This window comes from Dactylosporangium sp. NPDC049742, from assembly GCF_040674675.1.
GTDB lineage: Bacteria > Actinomycetota > Actinomycetes > Mycobacteriales > Micromonosporaceae > Dactylosporangium > Dactylosporangium maewongense.
Genome location: NZ_JBFANF010000018.1, coordinates 80,083 through 104,809, shown reverse-complemented (window position 1 = coordinate 104,809; position 24,727 = coordinate 80,083). Strand labels below are relative to the sequence as shown.

Here is a 24,727-nt window from a genome sequence, read left to right as displayed (position 1 = left end):
CACTTCCAGGAGTTCGCCGTGACCGACCGGTCCCGCCCGACCACACCCGCGGCGACGCTGCCCGCGACCGCCGGCGTCCCCCAGCCCTTCCGGTCCGGCCCGGGCGAGCTGGACGTACTGCTCGCCGAGCGGGCCATCGAGCGGGCCCTGCTGCGCTACGCGCGCGGGGTGGACCGGATGGACCGGGACCTGGCAGCGAGCGCCTTCCATCCGGACGCCCGGATCACCCTCGGCGGGACCGTGGCCGACCGGGACACGACGCTTAACGTGGTCTTCGCGCTCGTGGCGCGGCGCACCATGACGATGCACTACCTGACGAACGTCCTGGTCGAGCTCGACCCGGCGCAGCCGGACCGGGCCCGGGCCGAGACGTACGGCATCGCGTTGCAGCGCAGCACGTCCGAGCCGCCGCACGGCAACATCGTCAGTGGGTTCCGCTACGTCGACCTCGTCACCCGCCGCGCGGGTGAGTGGCGGGTGCAGGAACGCCTGACCGTCTCGGAGTGGCAGCGGGTCGACGACCTCGCTGGACAGTGGCCGATCCCCGACGCCTCGCTGCGGGGAGCCCGCGACGGGTCCGACCCGGTCAGCCGCCCGTGGCCGCCCGGCGGCCCGGGTCCCGGGGCCGGTGAGCCGGACCCGCACGGCGGGTCCTGAGTCGTCCGTGCGGGTCGTCGCCCCGGGCCGTCAGGTCGGGTCGGGGCTCGATCGGCCGAGCATCGCGCGCATCCCGCGGTAATTGCCGGCGACCAGGGCGGCCCGGTCCGCAGCGGAGCGCCGCGCGACGACCTCGGCCTGCTGGCGCACGACGTGCACCGGGCCGGTACCCATGGCGGCCAGCCCCTGGGCGGCGACATCGGCCGGGTCGGCTGCGCCGGTCAGGTCGAGGCCGGCCCGCTCCATGGCGGGGGTGGCGGTGAGCCCGAGCACGAGGTGCAGCACGTCGACGCCGACCTGTCCGAGCTCGAGCCACAGGCCCTCGGTGAAGATCCGGGCGAAGGACTTCGCCGCGGCGTAGATGCTGATGTCGGCGTGGCCGAGGTAGCCGGCCGAGGAGCCGACGACGAGGATGCCGCCGCGGCCACGCGCGGCGAGCCGGGCACCGAACTCCCGGCAGAGCTCCAGCGGGCGGGTGACGTTGAGGTCGATGACGGCCTGGACCCGGGCGGGATCCGCCTCGACGAAGCGGCTGCGGTAGGTGTTCGCGCCGGCGTTGAGGACGAGCAGGCCGAGGTCGAGATCGGCGACGGCCTCGACGATCCTGGCGGTCGCGTCCGCGTCGAGCAGGTCCAGGGCGAGCGCGCGGCACGGGGCCCCGTGGGACCGGACCCGGTCGGCGACCTCGTTGAGGGCCTCGGGCTTGCGGGCGACGAGCACGACGCCGAGGCCGGCCCGGGCCAGTTGGTCGGCGAAGGCGGCGCCGACCCCCTCGGAACCGCCGACGACCAGCGCCCATGGCCCGTAGCGATCGAGCAGGCCGGTGACCTCGCTCATCCCCGGGCCACGCTGTCCGTCGCCGCGGCGGCGGGCTCGTCGAACCAGTCCCACACCCAGGGGGTGATGGTGGCCAGGGGCCCGGTGAGCAGCGGGGTGGCCGTGCCGGCGAGCGCCGCGGGCGGGGCGGGCAGCGGGTCCGCGGCCAGGGCCCGCGTGAACTCGACCGGGTCGGCCTCGAGGTAGATGAGCCGGATCCGCACGACCGGCCCGGTGGGGTTGCTGCCGCTCGGGGCGCTGCGGAAGGTCCACACGCCCGCGACGCCGTCGCGCGCGAGCAGGTCGGGCACCTGGGTCTCGTGCTCGAACTGGGACAGGTCGGCCACATCGGGGTGCTGCGAGGTCTCGACCCGGCTCACCTCGACGTGCACCCCGCGGTTGGGCCGGAACGGCAGCGCGGCGAGGGTGACGAGCGCGCGAGGGGCCACGTAGCCCTGGACGGGGCGGAACATCCGGGTCATCGGCCGTTCGGTCCAGGCCAGCTCCGGTCGCCGGCCCTGGTGGATCGCCCGGTCGCCGAGGTCCTTCCACTCGTGGATCGAGTCAGCGGCCGGCTCGGCGAACCAGTACATCGCCATGTACTGACTGCCGGCGAGTGCGGCGTCGGGGTAGCTGCCGAGCCGCTCGCACGCGGGGGTGCGCACCCAGCGGTCACCGTGGACGACGCCGGGCAGGGCGAGGTTCTCGGGGCGGTGGTCGAGCTGGTGCCACGCGTTGTAGTCGCGGTGGCGGGCGGGGTCGGTCACCTTCGGGAACGAGAAGAACGCGCGGGTGGCGGTCTCTGGAGTGCTCGGGATCACTTCCGGCCCTCTCACGGGTGGGCGGTGCGGCTCGTTCGACCGCTGAGCCTTGACCCTAGGGCGACCCCCTCCTACAGTCAAGCAAGCGCTTGGTTGACTGTATCGTCCGCGAAGGAGCCCCATGACCGCCAGCGACGCGGACTTCCGTGCCCGGCTCGACGCCCTGATCGGTCTCGCTGACCCACCCCGCCGGGCCAAGGACCCGGTCACCGAGGCCGCCATCCGTATCTGGTGCGACGCCGTCGGCGACGAGAACCCCGCCTACCAGGACCCCCGGTGGGCCGCCCGATCCGCCTGGGGCGGCATCGTGGCACCGGCGACCTCACTGAACATGTGGACCCTGCCGGGCAACCGGCGCAGCCACCGCCACGCCGAGAGCCTCGACCGGGTCAACGAGGTCCTCGCCGAGCGCGGCTTCACCTCGGTGGCCGCGGTACAGACGGAGCACACCTACGTGCGCCCGCTGCGCGTCGGCGACCACCTCGAGCAGTTCCCCTCCATCGGCGCGGTCTCCCCGCAGAAGTCCACCCGCCTCGGCCAGGGCCACTTCGTCGACCTCGTCAGCGAGTACCGCACCGTCGAGGGCGAGCCGGTCGGACGCGTCGTCCTGCGGATGCTGCGCTGGAACCCGGCGACCCGCACCGAGGTCCCGGCGACACCCGGGGACCGCCTCGCCCGGCCGGTACGCCCGGTCGGCGCCGCCCCAGCCGACCTGCCGCCTGCCGGCACCACCGGCACCCTGACCGCGCACCTGCAACCCGGCTACGCCGCCGCCCCTCTCGACGAGCGCCCTTACCTCGTCGGCACCGCCGAGCTCGCCGACGGGACCCGCCTCAGCGCAGACGTCGTGGACCTGCGCCCCGACCTCGTGCACGACGGCATGCCGGTCGTCGTGGCCCACCGACGCACCCGCGACGGCCAGGTCCTGCCGGTGCTCACCGCCCCGCGACCCGAACGCCGCACGGGCACCCGCACCGCAGCCGAGGTGAGCACCGGGCAGCGCCTCGCCCCTTGGCCGGTCCCCGTCACCCAGCTGTCCATCGCGGCACTGGCCACCGCGACCTTCGACTTCAACGACGTGCACCTCGACCGCGACGCGGCCCACGAACGAGGCGCCCGCGACGTCTACATGAACATCCTCGGCTCGAGCGCGCTGGTCAACTGCTACCTCACCGACTGGGCCGGGCCGGAAGCTCGCGTCGTCGACTTCCGCACCCGCCTCGCCGCGCAGAATCACCCCGGCGACACCCTCACCCTCGACGGTGTCGTCACCGGCCTGCAACGAGCGCCCGAGGCCATCGGGGGAACGCACGTCACCGTCGACGTCCGCGGCACCAACAGCCTCGGTGACCACGTCATCGCCTCCGCCACCCTCGCCCTGCTCTGAGAGGAGCCCCGTGCTCGCCAGCTACGTCCTCGACTCCGGCTCCCCCGACAGCCTGCGTCTCGGCCGGCTCGAGGCCCCGACGCCCGGCCCCGGTCAGGTGCTCGTGAAGGTCCAGGCAGCGAGTCTGGACCGGGTCGACACCTACATCCGTCGCGGCACCCACGGCATGGCGGTCACCGGGCCGACGATCCTCGGCCGGGACGTCGCCGGCACCGTCGTACGGACCGGTCCCGGCGTCACCGGCTTCACTCCCGGCGACGCGGTCGTCGGGCTGACCACCGGCACCCACGCCGAGCTCGCCGTCGTCCCGGCCTCGCACTGTTTCCCACGGCCGGTCGCGCTCGACGCCGTCCACGCCGCCGCGGTGCCCACCGCCGGACGCACCGCCTACGACGCGGTCGTCAACCTCGCCGGGGTGCGCCCCGGCGACCGGGTCCTCGTCGTGGCCGCCGCCGGCGCCGTCGGCACTTTCGCCGTCCAGTACGCCCACCACCTGGGCGCGCGCGTCATCGGTACCAGCGCCCCGGCGAAGGCTGACGCCGTGCGCGCCCTCGGCGCCCTCGACGCCGTGGACCACTACCGCCCGGACGTCGTCGACGCCCTGCGTGCCGCCCTGCCCGGCGGCGAGGCCGACGTCATCGTCGAGTCGGTCGGCGGCACCCTGTGGTCCGACGTGCTCAAGATCCTCGCCCCCGGCGGGCGGCTGGTCACCTGCGGCGTCACCGCCGGCAGCCACGCCCACCTGCACCTGGGTCGGCTCATGGTCAAGGGCTGGACGCTGCGCGGCATCGGGCGGCCCGGGCCCGAGGCGGTGGCCCGCCAGCTGTGCGAGGCCCTCACCCTCTCGGCCGTCACCGCCGCCCCCGCGATCGCCGCCACGCACCCGCTCGATCAGGCCGCGGCCGCGCACGACCAGCTGGAGGCCTCCGACTTCGTCGGGCGGATCGTCCTCACGACCGGCTGAGACCCTGGGTCAGCGGCTCTCCCGACACGGCGGACAGCACGACGAGCGGGATCTGCCGCCCGAATCCCGCGGCCCGTTCAACGTAGCGCGCCACATTCGGCTTGTGCGCCACGACGTGCGCCAGCAGCTCCGGGTCGCGCTCCCCGTCGGTCACCCGCGCCCGCACCGCGATCGTCTTGCGCCGCAGGACGATCCAGCACAGTTCGTGGTGACGCGCATTGACCACCCAGGCCGGATCCGTCGGGCCGCCGCCCTTGGAGCCGACGACCACCAGGTCCGGCCCGTACGGCACGTACGGCAACGCCGCGTCGCGCAGCTGCCCCGACCGGCGGCCCACCGTCGTCAGCAGCAGCGTGGGGTTGTACGGGAACCTGCCCGCCAGCGCGTACTGCAACGACACGAGCGAGAACCCGGTCCGTCGCACGAGGAACCGGTCGAACGCCATCCCGCGCGGCCCACGGATGACCACCAGCCACGGCCGGCCGTAGGAGGCGAACGACCTCGTCTCCGCACCGATGCGGTCCCGGCGGCTCATTGCGCCGCCCGGGCCAGCAACGGTGACAACGTCTCGGCGACGTCGGCGACGTCCTCGATACCCCGGACCACCTCGACGAGCTGCTCCTGCGTGCCCGCATCGAGAATCCCGTCGCAGAACGTCGCCAGCTTGCCGGCCACGAAGTCCCAGTCCGCCCGGGTCGCCTCGTCCCACGGGTCGCCCTGGGCGAAGTCCGACTCGACAACGTACTCCCGGCCACCGGCCCTGATCGTCAGCGCACCCCGCGTCCGGCGGATCTGACCACCCGGGTGCTCCTTGAGATCGGCCTCCCACTCCGCGTCGAGCACCGGGTCCGGCGCCGTCGTGATCCGGCGCGCCAGGTCCCACACCGCAGGGTCGGCCAGCCGCTGCGGGTCGTACCACTGCGGACCCGGGGCGTACCCGAGCAGCACCAGCGCCGCTGCGTACGGCATGTTGAAGGCGCCGTCCAGCGGCGCGCCGAGCGTGTCCGGGATCTGCTGGGCCGGCTCCCGGAACTGCAACGTCCGGTAGGCCGCCGGGCTCAGCCGGATCTCCATGGACTCGATCTGCGACACCGGCACACCGTGGGTGTTCGGGAACGCGCGGATCGCGTCGAGCGCGGCATGGGTGAAGCGGCACGTCGGGTACGGCTTGAGCGAGGTCTCGCTGATCCACCACGTCGACCCCAGGCCGGCGACCATCTCGTGCCGCTCACCCCCGAGGAAGCCCATCGCCTCGATGAAGCCCGGAGTGCGGTCCAGCACGTCCAGGTCGCCGGTGTACCCCTCCTCGGCGAGCGCCGCGCCGAGCATCCCGGCCTGCGCGATCGCACCGTACGGGCCGTACTTGAACGCGTTGAACGAGCGCCGCTCGGCCAGGTAGGTGTTCTTCGCCGGCGGGGCCAGCCAGGCGATCAGGCCGAGCGCGTGCGCCAGGCGCTCCGGCTCCCAGCCGCCGACCACGGCGCACGCCGCGGCCGTGCCCATCGAGGCGTACCCGTGCGACGACAGCGGCGACCAGCGGAACTGCCCGTCCTCGAAGGCCATGAGGGAGGTCGACAGGTTCAGCCGCGCGTTGATCTCGAAGGCGAGGATGCTCGCGCGCAACAGGCTCGCTCCGCCGGCGTGCAGCCGCTCGGCCTCGGCCAGTCCGGCCGCGACCCCGAACACCGCGAAATGCGCCGAGTTGAAGAAGGTGTCGTCCGCATCCAACGCGTTCATCATGTCCGCGTTGGCGTGCACGGCGTTGATCGCCGCGACCCGCTGCCCCAACCCGAACACCGTCGCCTCGGCCGGGCCGCCGAACCGGGCGGCGACCTGCTGGGCCATGCGGCTGCGCCGTAACCGCACCGCCGCCAGACCACAGATGAGCGAGTCGAGCAGGACGAGCTTGCCGTAGTCACGCACCGGCGCGGGGATGTCCTCGTCGCGGGTCGTCGTCGCGAACCGCGCGAGCAGCTGCGTCCGCGTCGGTCCCGTCGTAGCGGTCACCGTTCAGCCCACCTTTCCCGGCGCGACGAGCCGGTTGCCCTGCGCGTCCCGCGGCAGCGGCAGCGGAATCGCCGCGAGCAGCTTCTTCGTGTACTCCTGCTGCGGATTGCCGAAGATCTGCGCCGTCGTGTCCGCCTCCACGACCTCACCGGACGCCATCACCATGACCCGGTCGGCGATGACCTCGACGAGCGCCAGGTCGTGGCAGACGAACAGGTACGCCAGACCCAGCTCCTCCTTCAGGTCCAGCAGCAGGTTGAGCACCTGCGCCCGCACCGACACGTCCAGCGCCGCGACCGGCTCGTCGCACACGATGAGGCTCGGCTTCATCGTCAGCGCCCGTGCGATCGCGACCCGCTGCAGCTGCCCGCCGGACAGCTCGGCCGGGTAGCGCCCCAGATAGCGTGATCCGATGCCGACCCTGTCGAGCAGCTCGGCCGCCTCCCGCTCACGCGTGGCACGGTCCTTGTCGGTGTGCACGAGAAGCGGCTCGGCGACCGCGTCCTTGATCGTCATCCGCGGATCGAGCGAGCTGTACGGATCCTGAAAGATCATCTGCATCCGCTGGCGCAGCTCGCGCAGCTGCTTCGGCTTCGTGGCCAGCACGTCGACCCCGTCGAAGGTCACCGATCCGGAGTCCGGCTCGATGAGGCGCAGCACCATGCGCCCGACCGTCGACTTGCCCGCGCCGGACTCACCGACGACCGCGAGGCACTCACCGCGCTCCAGGGCGAAGCTCACCCCTTTGACCGCGTGCGACCACTTCGTACGCCGGCCGAGCCAGTCCCTGCCGGAGCTGAACGACTTCGTGAGGTTCCTGACCTCGAGCAGGCTCATCAGACCGTCACTCCATCCAGAGAGAGCTCCGCGGCACGCACGCATCGCACGTCGTGCTCACCGGCGCCGTCCATACGGATCAGGCCCGGGTGGGCCACGTCGCACCGGCCCGGCTCGGCGAACGCGCACCGGCTGCTGAACCGGCACCCGTGCGGCCAGGCACCCGGGGCCGGGATACCACCGGGAATCGCGCGCAGCCGCCGGTCGGTGCTCAGGCCCGGCTTCGGGATCGACCCGATCAGGCCGGAGGTGTACGGGTGCCGCGGGTTGAAGAAGATCTTCTCGGCGGGCGCGTTCTCGGCCACCTCGCCGGCATACATGACCACCACCTGCTGGCACAGCTCGGCCACCACCGCGAGGTCGTGGCTGACGAACAGCAGCGCCACCCCGGTCTGCTCCTGCAGGTCGCGCAACAGCTCCAGGATCCGCTCCTGCACCGTCACGTCGAGCGCCGTCGTCGGCTCGTCGGCGATGAGCAGGCGCGGGTTGCACGCCATGACCATCGCGATCATGACACGCTGGCACATGCCGCCGGAGAACGCGTGCGGGTACTCGTCGACCCGCTGCGCCGCCCGCGGGATCTGCACCATCTCGAGCATCTCGACGGCGCGTGCCCGGGCCTGCTTGCGGTTCAGGCCCAGGTGCTTGCGCACCGACTCCGCGATCTGGTCCCCGACGGTGTAGGCCGGGTTCAGGCTGCGGATCGGCTGCTGGAAGATCATGCCCATGCCGGGGCCACGCAGGTCCCGCCACTGCTTCTGCGTGCCTGCGGTGAGGTCCCGGCCGTCGAAGACGATCCGGCCCGAGGCGATCCGCCCGCCCGTCGCCCCGGTCAGACCCATCACCGCGACCGAGGTCACCGTCTTGCCGGAACCGGACTCGCCGACGAGCGCCATCGACCCGCCCGGCTTCAGCGAGAACGAGACGTCCTGGACGGTCGTCTGCCACCCACCCGAGGGGGAGCGGAACTCGACGTTGAGGTTCTCCACTCGCAGGAGGTCCGCCGCCGCGCCGGTGGCGTCGTTCCCGGTGTGGGCCATCACGCCGGCCGCCCGTTTCCCTGCCATGTCAGCTCCTGTTTGTTGCCGGACCGGTCAGTTGCCCGACCGGGTGCGCACGAGAGCGCGGCGGACACCGTCACCGACGTAGGTGAAGGCGAGGACGGTGAGGAAGATCATCATGCCGGGTGGCCACACGAGGTACGGCGCGAGGCGAATGTTCGAGGAGGCCGTGGAGAGCATCGAGCCCCAGCTGGCCGCGGGGGCCTTCACGCCCAGCCCAAGGAAGCTCAGGCTCGCCTCGGCCGCGACGGCGGTGCCCAGCGACACCGAGATGACGAGGATGATCGGCGGCAGCACGTTGGGCAGCACGTGCCGCACCGTCGTGCGCAGGGTGCTGCACCCCAGGGCGATCGAGGCCTCGATGTAGGTCTCGTGCCGCACGTCCATCGTGCCGGCGCGGGCCACCCGGAAGAAGCGCGGGGCCATGACCAGGCCGATGGCGAGCATCGCGTTGGTGATGCCGGAGCCGAGGACCGCGACGATCGTGATGGCCAGCACGAGCGACGGAGCGCTCATGATCGCGTCCATGATGCGGGTGAGGATCGTGTCGATCCAGCCGCCGCGGTAGCCCGCGATCATGCCGAAGGGCAGGCCGAGCACGAGCGCGACGGCCGCAGCCTGCAGCGCCGCCCACAGCGAGACCCGCGCCCCGAAGATGAGCCGGCTCAGCACGTCCCGGCCGTAGTCGTCGGTCCCCAGCCAGTGCTCGGCGCTCGGCGGCTTGAGCCGCAGCAGCAGGTTCTGCACGTCGGGGTCGTGCGGCGCCAGCGCCGGAGCGAGGATCGCGACGATGGTCAGCACGAGCAGGAAGGCTCCGGCCACGATCGTCGTGGGGCGCCGCACGATGCTCTTGAGGATGCCGGGAGCCGCGGCCGGCTCCGGGTCGCCCGTGCCGATGTCCGCCGTGGACACCTCGGCCGCGGTCCCGGCGAGGCCGTCCGCAGGCGTGCCGGCTCCGTGCGAGTCGTGCCCTGGCCCCGGGGACGTCGGGGTCCGCTTCGCGCTCATGAGCGTACCTTCGGGTTGAAGTAGCCGTAGGAGATGTCGACGATGAGGTTGACGAGCACGACGATGCTCGTGCTGAACAGGACGAAGCCGAGCAGGACCGGGACGTCGCGCCCCTGCACGGCCTCGACGGCGGTGCGCCCGAGGCCCGGCATGTTGTAGATCATCTCGATGGTCACCGATCCGGCGAGGACCTCCGCGACGCGGAAGCCGAGGACGGTGATGACGGGGATGCACGCGTTCTTCAGGGAGTGCTTGAACACGACGCTGGTGCGCGACAGGCCCTTGGCCTCGGCGTTGAGGATGTAGTCGGTCTTCATGACCTGCCCGAGCGCCGAGCGCAGCTGCAGGGTCACCTCGGCGGCCGGGAGCAGACCGAGGGCGAAGCCGGGCAGGATGAGGTGCGACAGCCACGGCCAGAAGCCGGCGGACAGCGGCTGGAAGCCGAACGCCGGGAACATCTGCAGCCCGACCGCGAACACCGAGACGAGCACGAGGCCGAACCAGAAGCCCGGGATGGCGATCGCGATCGAGGCGAACCAGTTGACGGCCCGGTCGACGATGCCGCCGGAGCGCAGCGTGGCCGCGAGCGCCAGGGCGGTCCCGAGCACGATGGCGAAGATCATCGCGACGAGCACCAGCGACATCGTCGTCGCCATCCGTCGCGTCAGCAGGTCGGTCACGCTCTGGTCCGAGACGAAGGACGTGCCGAGGTTGCCGTGCAGGACACCGCCGATCCACTGGATGTAGCGGAGCAGGACCGGATCGTTGAGGTCGAGTTCCTCACGGATCGCCGCGATGCGTTCCGGGGTCGGTTCGTCACCGGCGAGGATGGTGGCCGGGTCCCCCGGGGCGAGCTCGATCAGAGCGAAGACGAGCAACGGGACGAAGAACAGCAGGGGTATCGCTGCGAGCAGTCGCCTGCCGGCGTATCGGAGCATCTCTTACCTCGGCTCAGAGCGTGGCACGCGGCGCCTGGTGGCGCCTGGGGTGTGAGTCCCGCACGGCCTGGTGCCGGCGAGGCCGTGCTGGGGTGTCGCCGCCGGCCCTGGCCACAGCGGGTGGCCCTGACCACCCGGCGGCGACACCACCGGGTGGTCAGGAGCGACGGTTACTTCTTGACGGCGATGTTGCGCAGATCCCAGATGCCGATGTTCGACATGGGGATGTTGTCGATGCCGACGACGTTCGACTTCGCGACGTTCGCGACGGTCTGGTTGCACAGCGGCAGGAACCAGACCTGTTCGAGCGTCGTCTTCCAGATGTCCTGGTACAGCGGGGCGCGCTTGTCCATCGACAGCATGGGGTTGGCGGCCTCGGCTGCCTTGGCCTCGATGAGCGAGGGGTTCGCGGCGAGTTTGTAGGTGTTGAGCAGGTAGGTGTTCACCGTCGCCGCCGGGTCGGCCTTCGGGCTCCACGACGTGCCGACCATGAGCTCGAAGTCGCCTGCGATGAAGCGCGGCTCGTTCTCGGTGTTGGGCACGGGGTTGAGCGTCGCGTCGATACCGACGGCCCGCAGCGACGCCTGCACGACGTTGGCCGGCTGCTCGGCGTTCGTGCCCGCGGCGAAGGTGACGGTCACCTTGGCGCCGCCGGCCTGTTGCACCAGGGCCTTGGCCTTGTCGACGCTGAACTCGAACGGGTAGGTGTAGTTCGGCACGCGGCTCGGGTCCGTCTCGGGGACGACCTGGCGCGTCGGCGTGCAGGTGCCGCTGAAGAGCGCGCTGATCGCCGCCGGGTCGACCGCGTGGGCGATCGCCTGGCGGACCTCGAGCTTGCTGACGTCGCCCTTGTTGGCGCGCAGGTAGATGCCGACGAGGTTCTTGAACTTCACCTCGTGCTTCTGCAGACCGCTGCCCGGGGTGACGATCTTCTGGACCGTGGCGATCTCCGTGGCCGAGCTGAGCGGGGCCAGGTCGATCTGGCCGCTCTGCAGGCCGTTGAGGCGGGCCGCGGCGTCGGGCACGCGCTGCAGCTCGATGCCGCCGAGGCGGCCGACGTTCGGGTCCCAGTAGCTGTCGGCCCGCTTGAGCACGAGCTTCTCCTGGGGCACGAGCTCGGTGGCGATGTACGGGCCGGAGCCGGCGGTGCCCGGCTTGGTCTTGATGTCGACGCCGTCCTTGATGGCCTTGGGGCTGACCATCATGCCGGCCGTGCCGGTGAAGGACGCGGGCAGCTGAACGCCTTTGCCCTTGACCAGCTTGAGGCGCACGGTCGTCGGGTTGACGACCTCGACCGACTCGACGTCGGCAAGGTCGCCCTTGAGGGTCGAGCCCTGAAGGGTCTTGCCCCGCTCGATGTTGACCTTGACGGCCTCGGCGTCGAACGCCGTGCCGTCGTGGAACTTCACGTCGTCACGCAGCTTGAGCTCCAGGACGCTGCCGTTGTCCACGAAGTTCCACTCTTTGGCCAGACCCGGGACGACCTTGTCGTCCTTGTCCAGCATGGTCAGCCGGTCCCACACGAGGAACAGGTAGCCCCAGGCGCCGTAGCTGGTCTGGAGGGCCGGATCGAGGTCGCGTAACGGACCCGCCGACGCGAACTTGAGCACGGCCGATGTGTCGATCTCGCCTCCGGAACCGCTGCTGCTGTCCGTCGGGCTGGTGCTGGTGCAGCCGGCCACCATGGCGAGCGCCCCGGCGGCCGTCAGCGCGATGACGCGCTCCCAAGTTTTGTTGATGAAACCCATATCACCCGTCCAAACACGAGCCGAATTGATCAAGAGGGGGTGTCCGCCCGGCGGTTGCCGGGCGGGATCCGTGGGGTGGTGACCACCGGGCGCTCGCCCGGCGTTTCACCCGTCCGCGGACAAGATCAGGGCGCTGGTCGGTACTCCGACGCCCGCCGTCACAAGGACGTTGCGGACGCCGTCGGGCTGATTGGTCGAGGTGCCCCGGACGAGACGGACGCCCTCCGCGACGCCGTTCGTGCCGTGCAGGTAGGCCTCACCGATCTGGCCGCCGTGGGTGTTGGTCGGCAGCGAGCCGGTGACCTCGAGGTTGCCGTCGGCGATGAAGTCCTTGGCCTCGCCGCGGCCGCAGAAGCCGTACTCCTCAAGCTGGTTGAGCACGTACGGGGTGAAGTGGTCGTAGAGGATCGCCGCATCCATGTCGGCGGGTCCGAGGCCTGACTGGGCCCACAGCTGCTGGGCGCAGAGCTCGACCTCGGGGATCCGGGTCAGGTCCTCCCGGTAGTAGCTGACCATCTGGTACTGGTCCGGTCCCAGTCCCTGGGCCGCCCCGACGATGTACGCCGGGGTGGACGGCAGGTCCTTGGCGCGCTCGGCGCTCACGATGACCATCGCCTGGCCGCCGTCGGTCTCCTGGCAGCAGTCGAACAGGTGCAGCGGCTCGGCGATCCAGCGGGAGGCCTGGTGCTCCTCGAGGGTGAGCGGCTTGCCGTAGAACCACGCCTTGGGGTTGTTCGCGGCGTGCTTGCGGGCGAGCACGGCGACCCGGCCGTAGTCCTCGCTGGTCGCGCCGTACTTGTGCAGGTAGCGACGGGCGAACATCGCGGTGTGCTGGGCCGGCGTGAGCAGACCGTACGGGTTGACCCAGGAGCGGTACTCGTTGTCCGAGGTGGCCTGGGTCTTCGCCGGAGGCGGCCCCTGCCCGAAACGCACGCCGGAACGCTCGTTGAAGGCACGGTAGGCCACGACGACGTCGGCGATGCCGCTCGCGACGGCCATGGCGGCCTGCTGGACGGGGGCACAGGCGCCGCCACCGCCGTAGGGGATCCGGGAGAAGAACTTCAGCTCGGGGATGCCCAGGCTGCGGGCGACCATGTTCTCCGGGTTGGTCTCCATGGTGAAGGTCGTCATGCCGTCGACGTCGGCGGGGCTCAGGCCCGCGTCGGCGAGGGCGGCCAGGACGGCCTCGGTGGCCAGTTGCAGCTCGCTGCGGCCGGAGTCCTTGGAGAACTCCGTCGCGCCGATGCCGACGATCGCGGTGCGACCCGACAGGAAGTTGTCCGTCACGTCACTGCTCCGTTCCGCGGGGCAGGCGCACGGTCACCTCGGAGATGGCGTGCGCGCCCTTGCTGTTCATGCCACGCACCGCGACCCGCACGGTGTCCTGCTCGACGCCGACGACCTCACCGGTCAGCCGCATCGTGTCGCCGGGGAAGTTCGGCACCCCGAGGCGGGTGCTGAGGCGCACCATGCGCGCGGCGGGGCCGGCCCAGTCGGTGACGTAGCGGCCGACGAGCCCGTTGGTGTTGTTGATGCTCATGTACGTGTCGGGGGTACCGCGGCGCTCGGCCTGCGCCGGGTCGTGGTGCACGTCCTCGTAGTCGCGGGTCGCGAGGGCGCCGGCGACGATGAGGGTCCGGGTCAGAGGGATCTCGAGCTCCGGTAGCGTGTCGCCGACGCTCACCTGCTCAATCGTGATCTGCGTACCGCTCACAGCTGCTCCCCCGCGTCGACGAGGTCCGCGAGCTGCTGCAGGTGCCAGGCCCCGGAGCCGGCAGTGTTGGCCAGCTGGGTGGTCCAGAGCATGTAGCGGTGGATCGGGTAGGTGACGTCGGCCCCCATGCCGCCGTGCACGTGCTGCACGGTGCGTGCGACACGGTCGCCGGCCTCGCCGGCCCAGTACTTCGCGACGTGCACGGCCGCACGGGAGGGCCGCTCGGTCGTCTCGCGCCAGAGCGCGTTGAGGTAGGTGACCTCCATCGCCTCGGTGTCGATGTGGCAGTTGGCGATCTGGTGGGCGACGGCCTGGAAGGTCGCGATCGGCACACCGAACTGCTCGCGGCCCGAGGTGTAGTCGGCGGCCTGGCGCACAGCGGCCTGGCTGATGCCGCTCTGCAGGGCGGACAGGGCGATCCAGACCTGGCGCAGCAGCCAGTCGACCCGGTCGTCCTCGGGGCCCTCGGCGAGCAGTTCCGCGGCGGAGCCCTCGAAGTGCACGTCGGAGGCGAGCCCGCGGTCGGTGCGCTCGAAGGTGTCGAGGCGCACCCCGGCGCCGGCGGTCGGCACGAGATAGAGCCCGACCGTGCCCTCCTCGTCGGTGGCCGGGACGATGATCGCGTCGGCGAGGTGCGCCGAGCGGACCCCGACGGCGGTGCCGCTCAGGGTGACTCCCGCACCGCCGGACCGCGCGCGGACGCGGGCGCCGTACGGCCGGGCGTCGGACAGGTCGTCGACGGCCACGGTGAGGACCGCGTCCCCGGCGGCGACGCGGGGCAGCCATTCGGACTGCTGCTTGGCGTCGCCGTAGCGCACCAGCGGCAGGACGCCGCCGACGAGGGTCTCCCACAGCGGGACGGTGCCCAGCGTGCGGCCCTGCTCGACGAAGACCCCCGCGACATCGCCCAGGCTCAGCCCGGCGCCGCCGTGCTCCTCCGGCACGAGCAGCCCGAGGGCGCCGGACTCGGCCAGGTCGCGGTGCAGGACGCGGTCGAAGCGCTCCGGGCCGGCCTCGATGTCGAAGAGGCGCTGCGGGTCGCCGTTGCGCGCGAAGATGTCGCGCGCCAGGTCGTTGACCGTGACCTGTTCCTCGGTGAGCTGGAAGTCCATCAGTTCCTCTCCTGTTCGGTGGACTCCGACACGGAGGTCGCGGCCCGGAAACGCGGGAGCGTGAGGTGCTCGTCGTAGTCGACCCAGTCGACCTGCACGGGCAGGCCGATCTCGACCTCGCCGGCGTCCCCGGCGAAGTCGGCGACGAGGCGGGTGCCCTCCTCGAGGTCGACGAGCACGACGGTGAGCGGGTAGTCGTACCCGGGGGCCTTCGGGTGGTGGCTGACGACGTAGCTGTGCACCGTGCCCCGGCCGCTCGCCTCGACCTCGTGCCACGCGAACGAATGGCAGGAGGGGCAGACCGGGCCGGGCGGGTGGCGCAGTGTGCCGCAGTCGGTGCAGGCCTGGATGACGAGGCGGCGCTGGGCGGCGGCCTCGAACCAGAAGGCGTTGTCGCGCAGGATGAACGGCTTGTGCCGCAGCGCCGGGTCGGCCGCGGCCGGAGCCGGAGCAGCGGGCTTGGCGCCGGACGGGTCGAAGCGCAGGATGCGGAAGCGCTGGCGAGCCACGACCTCGTCGTGCTGGTCGGTGTAGGTGCGCAGGGTCGTGATGAAGTGGCCGGTGCCCAGACCCGTGGTCTTGCGCGGGGAGATGTCCTCGATGACCGTGGTCATCTTGATCTCGTCGCCCAGGCGCAGCTCGCGCACGTACTCGTGCTCGTCGTTGGTGGCGACGACCCCGACGTAGCCGGCCTCGGCGAGGATCGCGAGCAGCCGGGCCATGGGCGTGTCCGGCGCGGCGCCCGCGGCGGCGGCCATGTGGGCCTTGTAGCCGACCATGAGCCAGGTCGACAGCATCGGCGGCGGGGCGACGACACCCTCCCGGCCGGTGTCACGGGCGGCCTGCTCATCGACGTAGATGGGGTTCTCGTCGCCCATCGCCTCGACGAAGTGGCGGATCATCGCCTGGTTGACGGCGTCCTGAGCGTAGCGGGTGGACGTGGCCTCGAGGCCGCGGAACTCGAGCAGGCGGGCGAGGAAGGCCTCCTCGTCGGTGGTGCCGGGGGCCGGGGTCTGCGTCGTAGTGCTCATGCGGACCGTCCCTTCCTTGGCATGCCGAGGCCGGTGACCGCGATCATGTCGCGCAGCACCTCGTTGGTACCGCCGCCGAAGGTGTTGATGTAGGAGCCGCGGGTGTAGGCCTCCAGCTGTCCGCCGAGGACGGCGTCCGGGGCCCCGGGACGCCGGGTCGCGCGGGGCCCGGCGACGGAGACGAGGCTGCGGCAGACCCGGTCGTGGGTCTCCGTGCCGTAGACCTTGGCGACCGACGCGGCCGCGGGGGCCGGGTTCTGGCCCTCCCCGACGACGGCGATCTTCCAGTTGAGCAGGCGCATCGCGGTCAGCTCCGCGTAGTCACGGGCCAGCTGCGTGCGCACCCACGGCCGGTCGAGGACACGGACCCCGTCGGCGTCGGGCTCGGCGGCCCACGCGGCGATGTCGGTCCACAGCTGCTCCGTGCGCCCGCCCATGGCGGCCAGGCCCACCCGCTCGTGACCGAGCTGGCCGGTGATGAGGCGCCAGCCGCCGTTGACCTCGCCGACGAGGGCCTCGGGGCCGACGCGCACGTCCTCGTAGTAGGAGGCGTTGGTGTGGGTGATGCCGCTGGTGGCGATCGGCGTGCAGCTGAAGCCGGGGTCCGACGTCGGCACGATGAGGATGGTGATGCCCTTGTGCTTCGGGGCGTCGGGGTCGGTGCGCACGGCCAGCCAGACGAAGTCGGCCTGGCTGGCGCCGCTGGTGAAGACCTTCTGGCCGTTGATGACCCAGCCACCCTCGGGGGTGGCCTCGGCCCTGGTGCGCAGCGAGGCGAGGTCGGTGCCGGAGCCGGGCTCGCTGTAGCCGATGGCGAAGATGACGTCGCCGGTGAGCATGCCCGGCAGGTAGGTGCGCTTCTGCTCCTCGGTGCCGTAGCGCATGAGCATCGGGCCGATGTTGTTGATGGTGACGAACGGGAATGGCGCCTGGGCGCGGTTGATCTCGTCGAAAAGGATGTACTGGTCCAGCGGCGGGCGGCCCTGGCCGCCGAACTCCTTGGGCCAGCCGAGTCCGAGCAGGCCGTCCTTGCCGATCTGGCGGATGATCTCGCGGTAGGCCGGCCGGTCCTCGTTGGTGCCGCCGAGCGCCTCGCGGACCTCAGGCGTGAGCAGGCCCGCGAAGTACGCGCGCAGCTCCCGGCTCAGCTCTCGCTGCGCTGGGGTGTACTCCAGGAACATACATGTCCTCTCTCGGGGCATGGGGCGCCAGTCGGTGTTCGGCGGGCCGGCCGGGTCAGGGGGGCGGCAGGAGCGCGGTGCGCCCGTTGACGGCGAACTGCCGTTCGAGGTCGCTGACGTCCGCTGCCGTGAGCGGCCGGTACGCGGTGGACGCGCCGTCGCGGACGTAGACGGGGTCGGTCGTGGCCCAGGCGGCGCGGCGCAGGACCTGCTTGGCGACCTTGCTGTTGCCCGTGGTGGGGATCTCGGCGACGATGCGCACGAAGCGGGGCCGCCATTTGGTGCCGAGGTCGGCCTGCTCGTCGAGGAAGGCGGTGAACGCCTCGGGGTCGAAGCCGGCGCCGGCACGCAGCTCGAGCGCGCACATGACCTGGTCGCCGGTGCGCGGGTCGGGCACGGCGAAGACGGGGGCGACCGACACGCGGTTCCAGCGCTCGATGATCCGCTCAACGGACGCGGCGGCGAAGTTCTCGCTGTCGACGCGGATCCAGTCCGAGGAGCGGCCGGCGAAGTAGAAGTACCCGTCGGCGTCGCGGTAGGCCAGGTCGCCGGACCAGAAGTCCTCGCCGCGGACCCGCTCGGCGGCGGCTTCGGGGTTCTTGTAGTAGCCCTCGAACCGGGCGGCCATGCCGACGCCGACGAGTTGCCCGATGGCCTGGTCCGCGTTGACGAGCCGTCCGGTCTCGTCAAGTTTGGCCGGCGGGCACTCCAGCCCGGTGACCTCGTCCATGACCTTGACCTCGGCGCCGGCGACGGCCACGCCGAGCGCCTCGTCAGGCGTCACGGGGGTGCGGTTGATCCGCATGACGCCCTCGCTGGAGCCGTACCCCTCGGAGACGACGGCACCGAAGCGCTGGGTGAAGCGGGCGATGTCAGCGGCCGAGGCCTCGGTGCCGACGGCGCGGCGCAGCGTGCTCGTCGCGTCGCGTGGGTCGACCGGCTGGGCCAGGACGTAGGCCAGTGCCCGGCCGACGTAGTTGAAGTAGGTGACGCCGTGCTCGTGCACGTCGCGCACGAAGCCGGACGCGGAGAACTTGCGGACCATGCAGATCGTCGCGCCGCAGACCATGGCGGGCCCGAGGTTGAGCATGACGGCGTTGCCGTGGAACAGGGGCATCGCCAGGTAGCTGACCGAGTCGCGGGTCAGCTCGGTGCGGGTCAGCAGCGCCTCGGAGACCGCGGCAAGGCGCCCGTGCGAGCAGATGACCGCCTTGGGTGCCCCGGTCGAGCCCGAGGAGAACATGAGCAGCAGGTGGGCGCCGGGGTCGGCGCTGCCGGTGGGCATCGGGGCGCCGGCGTACCGGGCCAGCCAGGCGGCGTACTGCGGGGAGTCGATGTTGTGCACCTGCTCGGCGGGGATGCCCAGGTCGAGCCCGTCGACGAGGCCAGCGAGGCGGTCCTCGGTGATGAACAGGTCGCAATCGGTGTGCCGCACGTCGTGGGCCAGCTCGGCGCCGCGGCGGGTCGGATTGATCCCGACGACGGTGGCGCCGGACAGCGCGGCCGCGCAGATCCAGTACACGTAGTCGGGAGTGTTCTCCAGGAGCACACCCAGGTGCAGCGGCCTGTCCTCGGGCCGGGGCACGTCGGCCAGCGCGGCGGCGCGGTCGGCGGCTTCCTGCACGACTTGGCCCCAGGTGATGGTGCGACCCTCGAACAGCAGGCCCGGGTGATCGTCACCCGTGCGCCCGCGCACGATGTCAGCGAAGACGGCGGGTCCCGAGGTTCGGGCTGCCGGGGTCTGGGGTGTCATTGACGTTCCGTTCGTTCGTCGTCGAACACGGATCAACCGAAGCAAGCAAGCGCTTGGTTGAGATCGTAGGGTGGGATGCGAAGGCAGGTCAAGGCCCGGCCAAGGCTTCCCAGGGGCGGTCCGTGGCGAGTGCCGAGCGCACCCGGTCGGTGTCCTCACCGCGGCGCCGCGGTGCCCGCGGGATCCCGGCCGGCGTCCGCGAGAAGCGCGGCACCGGGGCCGGCTGGGCGACGCCATCGACGTCGATGACGGCCCGCCGGGCACGCACCTGCGGGTGCGAGGCCGACTCCGCGGCGTCCAGCACCGGGTGTACGCACGCATCGACGCCCTCGTAGATGCTGGTCCACTCCTGCCGGGTGCGCCCGGCGAAGACCGTCGCGATCCGCTCGGCCCAGCCGGCCCACCCCGACTCGTCGAACTGCCCCGGCCCGTCCTCCGGCTCGAGGCCGAGGGGGAGCAGGAACGTGCGGTAGAACTTCGCCTCGATGGCCGCGACGGACATGAACTTGTCGTCGGCGGTGCGGTACACCCGGTAGAAGTGCGCCCCGCCGTCGAGGTAGTTCGTCCCACGGGTGAGGTTCCAGGCGCCCCGCGCGAGCATCGAGCGGATCACGACGGTGAGCAGTCCGCTGCCCTCCAGCATCGAGGAGTCCACCACCTGCCCCCGCCCGGAGGAGGCGCGCTCGTGCAGGGCGGCCAGGACGCCGAAGGCGAGCACCATGCCGCCGCCGGCGAAGTCGGCCAGGTACATCGGCGGCACGACGGGGCCGGAGTCGGGCCGGCCGATCGTGTCGAGCACTCCGGAGACGGCGATGTAGTTGAGGTCGTGCCCGGCGGCCGCGGCGAGGGGACCGTCCTGGCCCCAGCCGCTCATCCGCGCCACGACGAGGCGCGGGTGACGCTCGGTGAGCTCGGCCGGGTCCAGGCCGAGACGTTCGAGCACCCCGGGGCGGAACGGGTCGAGCAGCACGTCGGCGCCGGCGAGCAGGCGGTCCACCAGCGCCCGGTCGGCCTCGGACTTCAGGTCGAGCGTGACGGTCGTGCGCCCCCGGTCGATCGCGTTGACCTGCGCGCGCTCCCGCCGGTCGGGCTCGCCCGGCGGATCGACCCGCACGACCTGGGCGCCGAGGTCGGCGAGCATCATCGTCGCGAACGGCGCCGGCCCCTGCCCTCCGAGCTCGAGGACGCGCAGGCCCGCCAGCGGCCCCTCCGGCTGCGGGCCCGGGGTGGCGCTCACGACGTCACCCCGCTGCGCTCCGGCGCCGCCGCGAGCCAACCCTGCACCCCTGGCTCGCGGCCCGAGCCGCTCCGCTGGCCGCTCACGGCGCCACCTCCGCTGCGCCGGCCGCGCCCGAGGTGCCGGTGACGGCGCGGGGGTCCGTGCTCCACGTCTGCGGGGTCACGCCCTCGTCGCGCAGGACCCGCTTGAGGACCCGACCCACGGCGTTCTTGGGCAGCTCGGTGCGGACCTCGATGTGGGAGGGCACGGCATACCGCGGGACCCGCGGGTGCAGCCACGCGAAGAACTCCGCGGGGTCGATCTGCGCACCGGGCGCGGGCACGACCGTCACCTTGAGGTCGTCCTCGGCCAGGGGGGACGGGACCGCGTGCACGGCGACCTCGCCGACGGCCGGGTGGGCCGCCACGATGCCCTCGATCTCGAAGCTGGAGATGTTCTCGCCGCCGCGGCGCAGGTAGTCCTTGCCGCGGTCGACGAAGTAGAGGTAGCCGTCCTCGTCGAGGCGGCCGTAGTCACCGCAGTGGAACCACAGGCCCCGGAAGACCTCGAGGGTCTTCTCCGGCTGGCGCCAGTAACCGTTGAACATGATCGCCGGACGGGTGGGGCGGGCGACGATCTCGCCGACCTCGCCGACGGGCAGCGGGTTGTCGTCCTTGTCGACGATGCGCACCTCGAAGGACTCGTTGACCTTGCCGGCGGTCCCGGCGCGGTACTCCCCCGGCGGGGTGAACGTGATCAGGCTGGCCTCGGTCATGCCGTAGGCGCCCGAGCCGACCCGCTCGACGCCGAACCGCTCGGTCCAGCGAGCAGCGAGGTCGGCGGTGACCGGCGAGCCGGACACGACGCGCAGCTGGCCGAAGGCTTTGCGGGCTGCCTCGGACTCGGCGGCGCCGGCGATCATCGGCAGCATCGAGCCCATGAGCGCGGCCATCGTCGCGCGGGAGCGCAGGATCTCGTCCCAGAAGCCGCTGACGGAGAAGCGCTGCGCGATGTCCATGGCGGAGCCGAGCTGGAGCGAGCCCAGGACGTGCCCGACCGCGGCCATGTGGAACAGCGGCATCGCCGACCACAGGACGTCGCCGGCCCGGCGCTCGAGGTTCTCGTGCATCTGCCGGGCCATGTTCGCCGCGAAGCCGTGGCTGACCATGCACGCCTTGGACGGTCCGGTCGTGCCGGCCGTGTAGATGAGGTGGCTGGTGGCGTACGCGTCGAGGTCCGGGGTCGTCGACAACGCCGAGCCCTCGGCGACGGCGGCGTCGAAGTCGATGACCTCGGTGGCCCAGGCGGGCACCGGGCCTGCGGACGGCCGGCCGGCCTCGGCGGCGCCGACGAGGACCGGCACCCGCAGCCCGGTGCCGGCGAGGGCGTCGTCCATGACGGGCACGAACTCGTCCTCGAGGATCATCGCGATCGGATCGGCGTCGTGCACCTGGTGGGCCAGGATGGGGCCGCGGTTGCTCGTGTTGAGCGGGACGACGAATCCGCCGCGGAGCGTCGTCGCCCACCAGGCGAGCAGGGCCAGCCGGCCGTTGCGGGCGAGGACGACGACGCGGTCGCCGGGGGCGACACGGTCGGCGAGGAACCCGGCGAGGCGGCGCGCCGCGGCATCGAGCTCGGCCACGGTGAACGGGGTGCCGGCGAGGGTGAGGGCGAGGTCAGGCTGCCGCTCGAGCGCGCGGGACAGCGCAACCAGGAGAGGGGCGGCTGCGGCGGGGCGGGTCACTGGCTCTGGCTACCTTTCTTCGGGCCGGCCGGTCGCGGCGGGCGACCGGCCGGCCGACGGGTGGGGTCCGGGCGCTCAGCGCTTCGTCATCGCGACGGTGCGCAGGTCGAACAGGCCGAGATTGGTCCACGGCAGCTGCTCGGCCCCGACCACCTTCGGGGAGGCGACGGTGGCGTTGGTGAGGTTGCAGATCGGGATGAACCACGCCTCGCTGAACAGCTGGTCCCACAGCTGGTGGTACTGCTTGGCGCGCTCCTCGACGCTGGAGCGGGGGTCGGCGGCCTTGGCCGCGATCGGGGCGATGGCCTCGGGGTCGGTGGCGAGCTTGTAGTTGCCGGTGAGGTAGTTGTTCACCGTCCCCGCCGGGTCGATGCGCGGGTTGAAGGTGTTGGACACCTCGAGCTCGAAGTCGCCGGCGATGAAGCGGGCCTCGGTCTCGGAGTTCGGCGTCGGGTTGAGCGTGGCGTTGATGCCGGCCTGGGACATGGCGGCCTGGATGGCGGTGGCGGGCTGCTCGGTGTTGGTGCCGGCGGAGAAGCTGATCGACACCTTGGCCCCGCCCACCTCGGCGATGAGCGCCTTGGCCTTGGCCAGGTCGAACTCGTACGGGTACTTCGCCGCCGGGTCCTCCCACGGGCTGCCCGGGTAGATGCTGCGGGTGGGCGTGCACGTGTCGGCGAAGAGCGCCTTGATGGCGGCCGGGTCGACCGAGCGCGCGATTGCCTCACGGACCCGCTTGTCCTTGAGGTCGCCCTTGTTGGCGCGCAGCAGGATGCCCAGGACGTTGCGGAACGGGCGGGTGGTCACCTTGAGCTGGCCGGCCTGGCCGAGCTGGCGGGCCTCGATGATCTCGTTGGCCGAGGAGACGAAGCTGAGGTCGGTCTGACCGTTGATGACGCCGTTGATCCTGGTGGCGCCCTGCGGGACGCGGGTGATCTCCATACCGGCGAGGCGCCCGGCGTTCGGGTCCCAGTAGGTGCCCGCGGCGCGCTTGACCACGTACTTCTCGTTGGGCACGAACTCGGTGGCGACGTACGGGCCCGACCCGGCGTTGCCGGGGGCGAGCTTGAGGTTGACCCCGTCGGCGATCGCCTTGGGCGAGACCATCATGCCGGCGGCGGTGGCCAGGGCCGACGGGAGCACCGCGCCGGCGCCCGGCTTGAGGTTCAGGCGCGCGGTGTGCGCGTCCACGACGGTGACGCCGGTGATGTCGGCGAGGTCCTGCTTGACGGTGCTCGCCGGCAGCGTCTGACCGCGCTCGATGTTCACCTTGACGGCGTTGGCGTCGAACGGCGTCCCGTCGTGGAAGGTGACGTCGTTGCGCAGGGCGAGCTCGAGGTAGGAGCCGTCCGCGGCGAAGGTCCACAAGGTTGCCAGGCCGGGGACGATGTTGTCCTTGGCGTCGACCATGGTGAGCCGGTCGTAGATCAGCGTGAGGTACGGGTAACCGCCGGGAGCCAGTTGGGCCGGGTCGAGATTCTGGAACGGCGACGAGGCCGTGACCCGTAGGACGGCGCTGGGGTCGATCTCACCGGTCGCGGCGCTGGGGTCGCCCGCCGCGTCGCCGGAGCAGGCTCCGACGGCGAGGGTGGCGAGCGCAGTGACGGCCACGGCGAGGCGCCGGCGGTATGCAAGACGAGACACGGTCTTCCTTTCCGGACCTGCGGTCCGAGCCGGGAGCGCGCCGCGGCCGCGGCGGGGTCCCGGATGGCGGGGTTGCGGCCGGTCGCTCGGCGGCGGCCGTGAGGGCGCGGTGGTGCGGCCAGTGACGGATGGCGTCGGCCGCGTGGTGTGCATGCCTGGAGCTCATCGGTGGGAGCTCGTCGGTGCCCCGAGGGCTGCCGGCGCCAGGCTACATCACGAGCCAACCAAGCGCTCGTTTGGGCAACCATAGGGGGAGTCGCGGAGCGCGTCAATGGGCGCGGCACCACCGCGACCAGTGGGGCGGCGATGCCGCGGCGCGACCGTTGTCAGCACACCACCGGGTCGCTAGGGTGTAGTCAAGCAAGCGCTTGGTTGACTAGATTGCCCGAAGGAGCCCGCCCGGTGGAAGTAACCCTCGCCACGGCACAGCCCCGCGATTGCGGCATCGATGCGGTCGCCGCAGCCACCCGCCGGCTCGTCGACGCGATCACCCGCGCGGGCGCGGCCGTCGACGGCGACGCCGACCGGATCGTGGCCGACCTCGACGCGCTCACCGCCCGGATCGACGCCCACGCCCCGGGCCTTGCCGAGCGGATCGCGACGATGTGGCGCCAGCCCGGCCCGGGGCGTTTCGACCCCACCGGCGGCACCGAGAACCCGCTGTCGCCGCCGGTGAGCCTCTGGGTCGAGCCGGACGGCTCAGTGCGCGGCGAGGTCACGCTGGGGCTGGCCTTCCAGGGACCCCCGGGGCACGTGCACGGCGGCACCTCGGCCATGCTGATGGACCACGCCCTCGGCATCGCCAACGCCCGCGCCGGGTACGCCTCCGTGACGGTCGGGCTCGACGTCTCCTTCCACGCGGCCATCCCCGTCGGCTCGACGATCACGATCCTGGCCCGGCACGACGGGCGCGACGGGCGCAAGGTGCGCAGCTCCGGCGAGCTGCGCATCGGGGACCTGACGTGCGTCACGGCCAGCGGCACCTTCGTGCTCATGGACGACCCGTCGACGCAGGACAAGTTCCGGCGACCGTCGGGGGAGCAGGCGTGAGCGGCCAGCGGAGCGGCTCGGGCCGCGAACCAGGG

Annotated in this window: 22 protein-coding genes; 4 read left to right on the top strand and 18 right to left on the bottom strand. The window is 72.0% G+C overall.

Going from position 1 to position 24,727, the window contains the following annotated elements; translation table 11 throughout:
- Positions 1 to 18: 18 nt before the first annotated feature.
- On the top strand, positions 19 to 657 hold the full coding sequence (locus AB0J72_RS23220; RefSeq protein WP_363401894.1) for a nuclear transport factor 2 family protein: 639 nt from the start codon (positions 19 to 21) through the stop codon (positions 655 to 657).
- Positions 658 to 687: 30 nt separating this feature from the next.
- Here AB0J72_RS23220 and AB0J72_RS23215 read toward each other — a convergent pair whose 3' ends face one another.
- Entirely contained in the window at positions 688 to 1,494 is an 807-nt protein-coding gene (locus AB0J72_RS23215) for an SDR family NAD(P)-dependent oxidoreductase (protein WP_363401892.1), read from the bottom strand.
- Positions 1,491 to 2,309 carry a hypothetical protein gene (locus AB0J72_RS23210; protein ID WP_363401890.1) on the bottom strand — a complete coding sequence of 273 codons (819 nt, stop codon included), beginning with the start codon at positions 2,307 to 2,309 and terminating at the stop codon, positions 1,491 to 1,493. Before AB0J72_RS23210 ends, AB0J72_RS23215 begins: the two co-directional genes overlap by 4 nt.
- Positions 2,310 to 2,415: 106 nt before the next feature.
- Between AB0J72_RS23210 and AB0J72_RS23205 the strand changes: the two genes are divergently transcribed.
- The gene (locus tag AB0J72_RS23205) at positions 2,416 to 3,681 is read left to right on the top strand and encodes a MaoC family dehydratase N-terminal domain-containing protein (RefSeq protein ID WP_363401888.1); all 1,266 of its coding nucleotides are present in this window, start codon (positions 2,416 to 2,418) and stop codon (positions 3,679 to 3,681) included.
- A gap of 10 nt (positions 3,682 to 3,691) precedes the next feature.
- Complete coding sequence (locus AB0J72_RS23200; RefSeq protein WP_363401886.1) at positions 3,692 to 4,645, top strand: zinc-binding dehydrogenase; 954 nt, start codon at positions 3,692 to 3,694, stop codon at positions 4,643 to 4,645.
- Here AB0J72_RS23200 and AB0J72_RS23195 read toward each other — a convergent pair.
- From AB0J72_RS23195 to AB0J72_RS23120, 16 genes are all read right to left on the bottom strand, one after another.
- The gene (locus AB0J72_RS23195) at positions 4,632 to 5,180 is read right to left on the bottom strand and encodes a nitroreductase/quinone reductase family protein (RefSeq protein WP_363401884.1); all 549 of its coding nucleotides are present in this window, start codon (positions 5,178 to 5,180) and stop codon (positions 4,632 to 4,634) included. The genes AB0J72_RS23200 and AB0J72_RS23195 overlap by 14 nt on opposite strands.
- Positions 5,177 to 6,652 carry an MmgE/PrpD family protein gene (locus AB0J72_RS23190; RefSeq protein ID WP_363401882.1) on the bottom strand — a complete coding sequence of 492 codons (1,476 nt, stop codon included), beginning with the start codon at positions 6,650 to 6,652 and terminating at the stop codon, positions 5,177 to 5,179. Before AB0J72_RS23190 ends, AB0J72_RS23195 begins: the two co-directional genes overlap by 4 nt.
- Before the next feature lie 3 nt (positions 6,653 to 6,655).
- The gene (locus AB0J72_RS23185; RefSeq protein ID WP_344510859.1) at positions 6,656 to 7,489 is read right to left on the bottom strand and encodes an ATP-binding cassette domain-containing protein; all 834 of its coding nucleotides are present in this window, start codon (positions 7,487 to 7,489) and stop codon (positions 6,656 to 6,658) included.
- Complete coding sequence (locus AB0J72_RS23180; RefSeq protein ID WP_344510861.1) at positions 7,489 to 8,556, bottom strand: ABC transporter ATP-binding protein; 1,068 nt, start codon at positions 8,554 to 8,556, stop codon at positions 7,489 to 7,491. The genes AB0J72_RS23185 and AB0J72_RS23180 overlap by 1 nt, the downstream gene beginning before the upstream one ends.
- A gap of 27 nt (positions 8,557 to 8,583) precedes the next feature.
- Positions 8,584 to 9,558, bottom strand: a complete 975-nt coding sequence (locus tag AB0J72_RS23175; protein ID WP_363401879.1) for an ABC transporter permease — start codon at positions 9,556 to 9,558, stop codon at positions 8,584 to 8,586.
- Complete coding sequence (locus AB0J72_RS23170) at positions 9,555 to 10,496, bottom strand: ABC transporter permease (protein ID WP_360565159.1); 942 nt, start codon at positions 10,494 to 10,496, stop codon at positions 9,555 to 9,557. The genes AB0J72_RS23175 and AB0J72_RS23170 overlap by 4 nt, the downstream gene beginning before the upstream one ends.
- Before the next feature lie 170 nt (positions 10,497 to 10,666).
- Complete coding sequence (locus tag AB0J72_RS23165; RefSeq protein WP_363401877.1) at positions 10,667 to 12,244, bottom strand: ABC transporter substrate-binding protein; 1,578 nt, start codon at positions 12,242 to 12,244, stop codon at positions 10,667 to 10,669.
- A gap of 105 nt (positions 12,245 to 12,349) precedes the next feature.
- Positions 12,350 to 13,531 (bottom strand): lipid-transfer protein, encoded by a 1,182-nt coding sequence (locus AB0J72_RS23160; RefSeq protein ID WP_344510869.1) that lies wholly within the window; start codon positions 13,529 to 13,531, stop codon positions 12,350 to 12,352.
- Position 13,532: 1 nt separating this feature from the next.
- On the bottom strand, positions 13,533 to 13,958 hold the full coding sequence (locus tag AB0J72_RS23155) for a MaoC/PaaZ C-terminal domain-containing protein (protein ID WP_363401874.1): 426 nt from the start codon (positions 13,956 to 13,958) through the stop codon (positions 13,533 to 13,535).
- Positions 13,955 to 15,070 carry an acyl-CoA dehydrogenase family protein gene (locus AB0J72_RS23150; protein WP_363401872.1) on the bottom strand — a complete coding sequence of 372 codons (1,116 nt, stop codon included), beginning with the start codon at positions 15,068 to 15,070 and terminating at the stop codon, positions 13,955 to 13,957. The genes AB0J72_RS23155 and AB0J72_RS23150 overlap by 4 nt, the downstream gene beginning before the upstream one ends.
- The gene (locus AB0J72_RS23145; RefSeq protein ID WP_363401870.1) at positions 15,070 to 16,101 is read right to left on the bottom strand and encodes a MaoC family dehydratase N-terminal domain-containing protein; all 1,032 of its coding nucleotides are present in this window, start codon (positions 16,099 to 16,101) and stop codon (positions 15,070 to 15,072) included. The genes AB0J72_RS23150 and AB0J72_RS23145 overlap by 1 nt, the downstream gene beginning before the upstream one ends.
- Positions 16,098 to 17,282, bottom strand: coding sequence for an acyl-CoA dehydrogenase family protein (locus AB0J72_RS23140; RefSeq protein ID WP_344510877.1), 1,185 nt, complete (start codon positions 17,280 to 17,282; stop codon positions 16,098 to 16,100). Before AB0J72_RS23140 ends, AB0J72_RS23145 begins: the two co-directional genes overlap by 4 nt.
- 55 nt (positions 17,283 to 17,337) lie before the next feature.
- Positions 17,338 to 18,978, bottom strand: a complete 1,641-nt coding sequence (locus AB0J72_RS23135) for an AMP-binding protein (RefSeq protein WP_363401868.1) — start codon at positions 18,976 to 18,978, stop codon at positions 17,338 to 17,340.
- Between the two features lie 145 nt (positions 18,979 to 19,123).
- Positions 19,124 to 20,272, bottom strand: a complete 1,149-nt coding sequence (locus AB0J72_RS23130; RefSeq protein WP_363401866.1) for a CaiB/BaiF CoA-transferase family protein — start codon at positions 20,270 to 20,272, stop codon at positions 19,124 to 19,126.
- An 82-nt stretch (positions 20,273 to 20,354) separates the two neighbouring features.
- Positions 20,355 to 21,998 (bottom strand): AMP-binding protein, encoded by a 1,644-nt coding sequence (locus AB0J72_RS23125; protein WP_363401864.1) that lies wholly within the window; start codon positions 21,996 to 21,998, stop codon positions 20,355 to 20,357.
- Positions 21,999 to 22,073: 75 nt separating this feature from the next.
- Complete coding sequence (locus AB0J72_RS23120; protein WP_363401862.1) at positions 22,074 to 23,642, bottom strand: ABC transporter substrate-binding protein; 1,569 nt, start codon at positions 23,640 to 23,642, stop codon at positions 22,074 to 22,076.
- Between the two features lie 402 nt (positions 23,643 to 24,044).
- On the opposite strand from AB0J72_RS23120, the gene AB0J72_RS23115 reads away from it, so the two are divergent.
- Complete coding sequence (locus AB0J72_RS23115; RefSeq protein WP_363401860.1) at positions 24,045 to 24,692, top strand: PaaI family thioesterase; 648 nt, start codon at positions 24,045 to 24,047, stop codon at positions 24,690 to 24,692.
- Positions 24,693 to 24,727: the final 35 nt, after the last annotated feature.

What these genes read in the sequence shown, in the direction of transcription:
- AB0J72_RS23180 (WP_344510861.1), bottom strand. Translation starts at nt 8,556, where the DNA reads ATGGCAGGGAAACGGGCGGCCGGCGTGATGGCCCACACCGGGAACGAC.
- AB0J72_RS23165 (WP_363401877.1), bottom strand. Translation starts at nt 12,244, where the DNA reads ATGGGTTTCATCAACAAAACTTGGGAGCGCGTCATCGCGCTGACGGCC.
- AB0J72_RS23140 (WP_344510877.1), bottom strand. Translation starts at nt 17,282, where the DNA reads ATGTTCCTGGAGTACACCCCAGCGCAGCGAGAGCTGAGCCGGGAGCTG.
- AB0J72_RS23170 (WP_360565159.1), bottom strand. Translation starts at nt 10,496, where the DNA reads ATGCTCCGATACGCCGGCAGGCGACTGCTCGCAGCGATACCCCTGCTG.
- AB0J72_RS23175 (WP_363401879.1), bottom strand. Translation starts at nt 9,558, where the DNA reads ATGAGCGCGAAGCGGACCCCGACGTCCCCGGGGCCAGGGCACGACTCG.
- AB0J72_RS23215 (WP_363401892.1), bottom strand. Translation starts at nt 1,494, where the DNA reads ATGAGCGAGGTCACCGGCCTGCTCGATCGCTACGGGCCATGGGCGCTG.
- AB0J72_RS23150 (WP_363401872.1), bottom strand. Translation starts at nt 15,070, where the DNA reads ATGGACTTCCAGCTCACCGAGGAACAGGTCACGGTCAACGACCTGGCG.
- AB0J72_RS23205 (WP_363401888.1), top strand. Translation starts at nt 2,416, where the DNA reads ATGACCGCCAGCGACGCGGACTTCCGTGCCCGGCTCGACGCCCTGATC.
- AB0J72_RS23145 (WP_363401870.1), bottom strand. Translation starts at nt 16,101, where the DNA reads ATGAGCACTACGACGCAGACCCCGGCCCCCGGCACCACCGACGAGGAG.
- AB0J72_RS23185 (WP_344510859.1), bottom strand. Translation starts at nt 7,489, where the DNA reads ATGAGCCTGCTCGAGGTCAGGAACCTCACGAAGTCGTTCAGCTCCGGC.
- AB0J72_RS23195 (WP_363401884.1), bottom strand. Translation starts at nt 5,180, where the DNA reads ATGAGCCGCCGGGACCGCATCGGTGCGGAGACGAGGTCGTTCGCCTCC.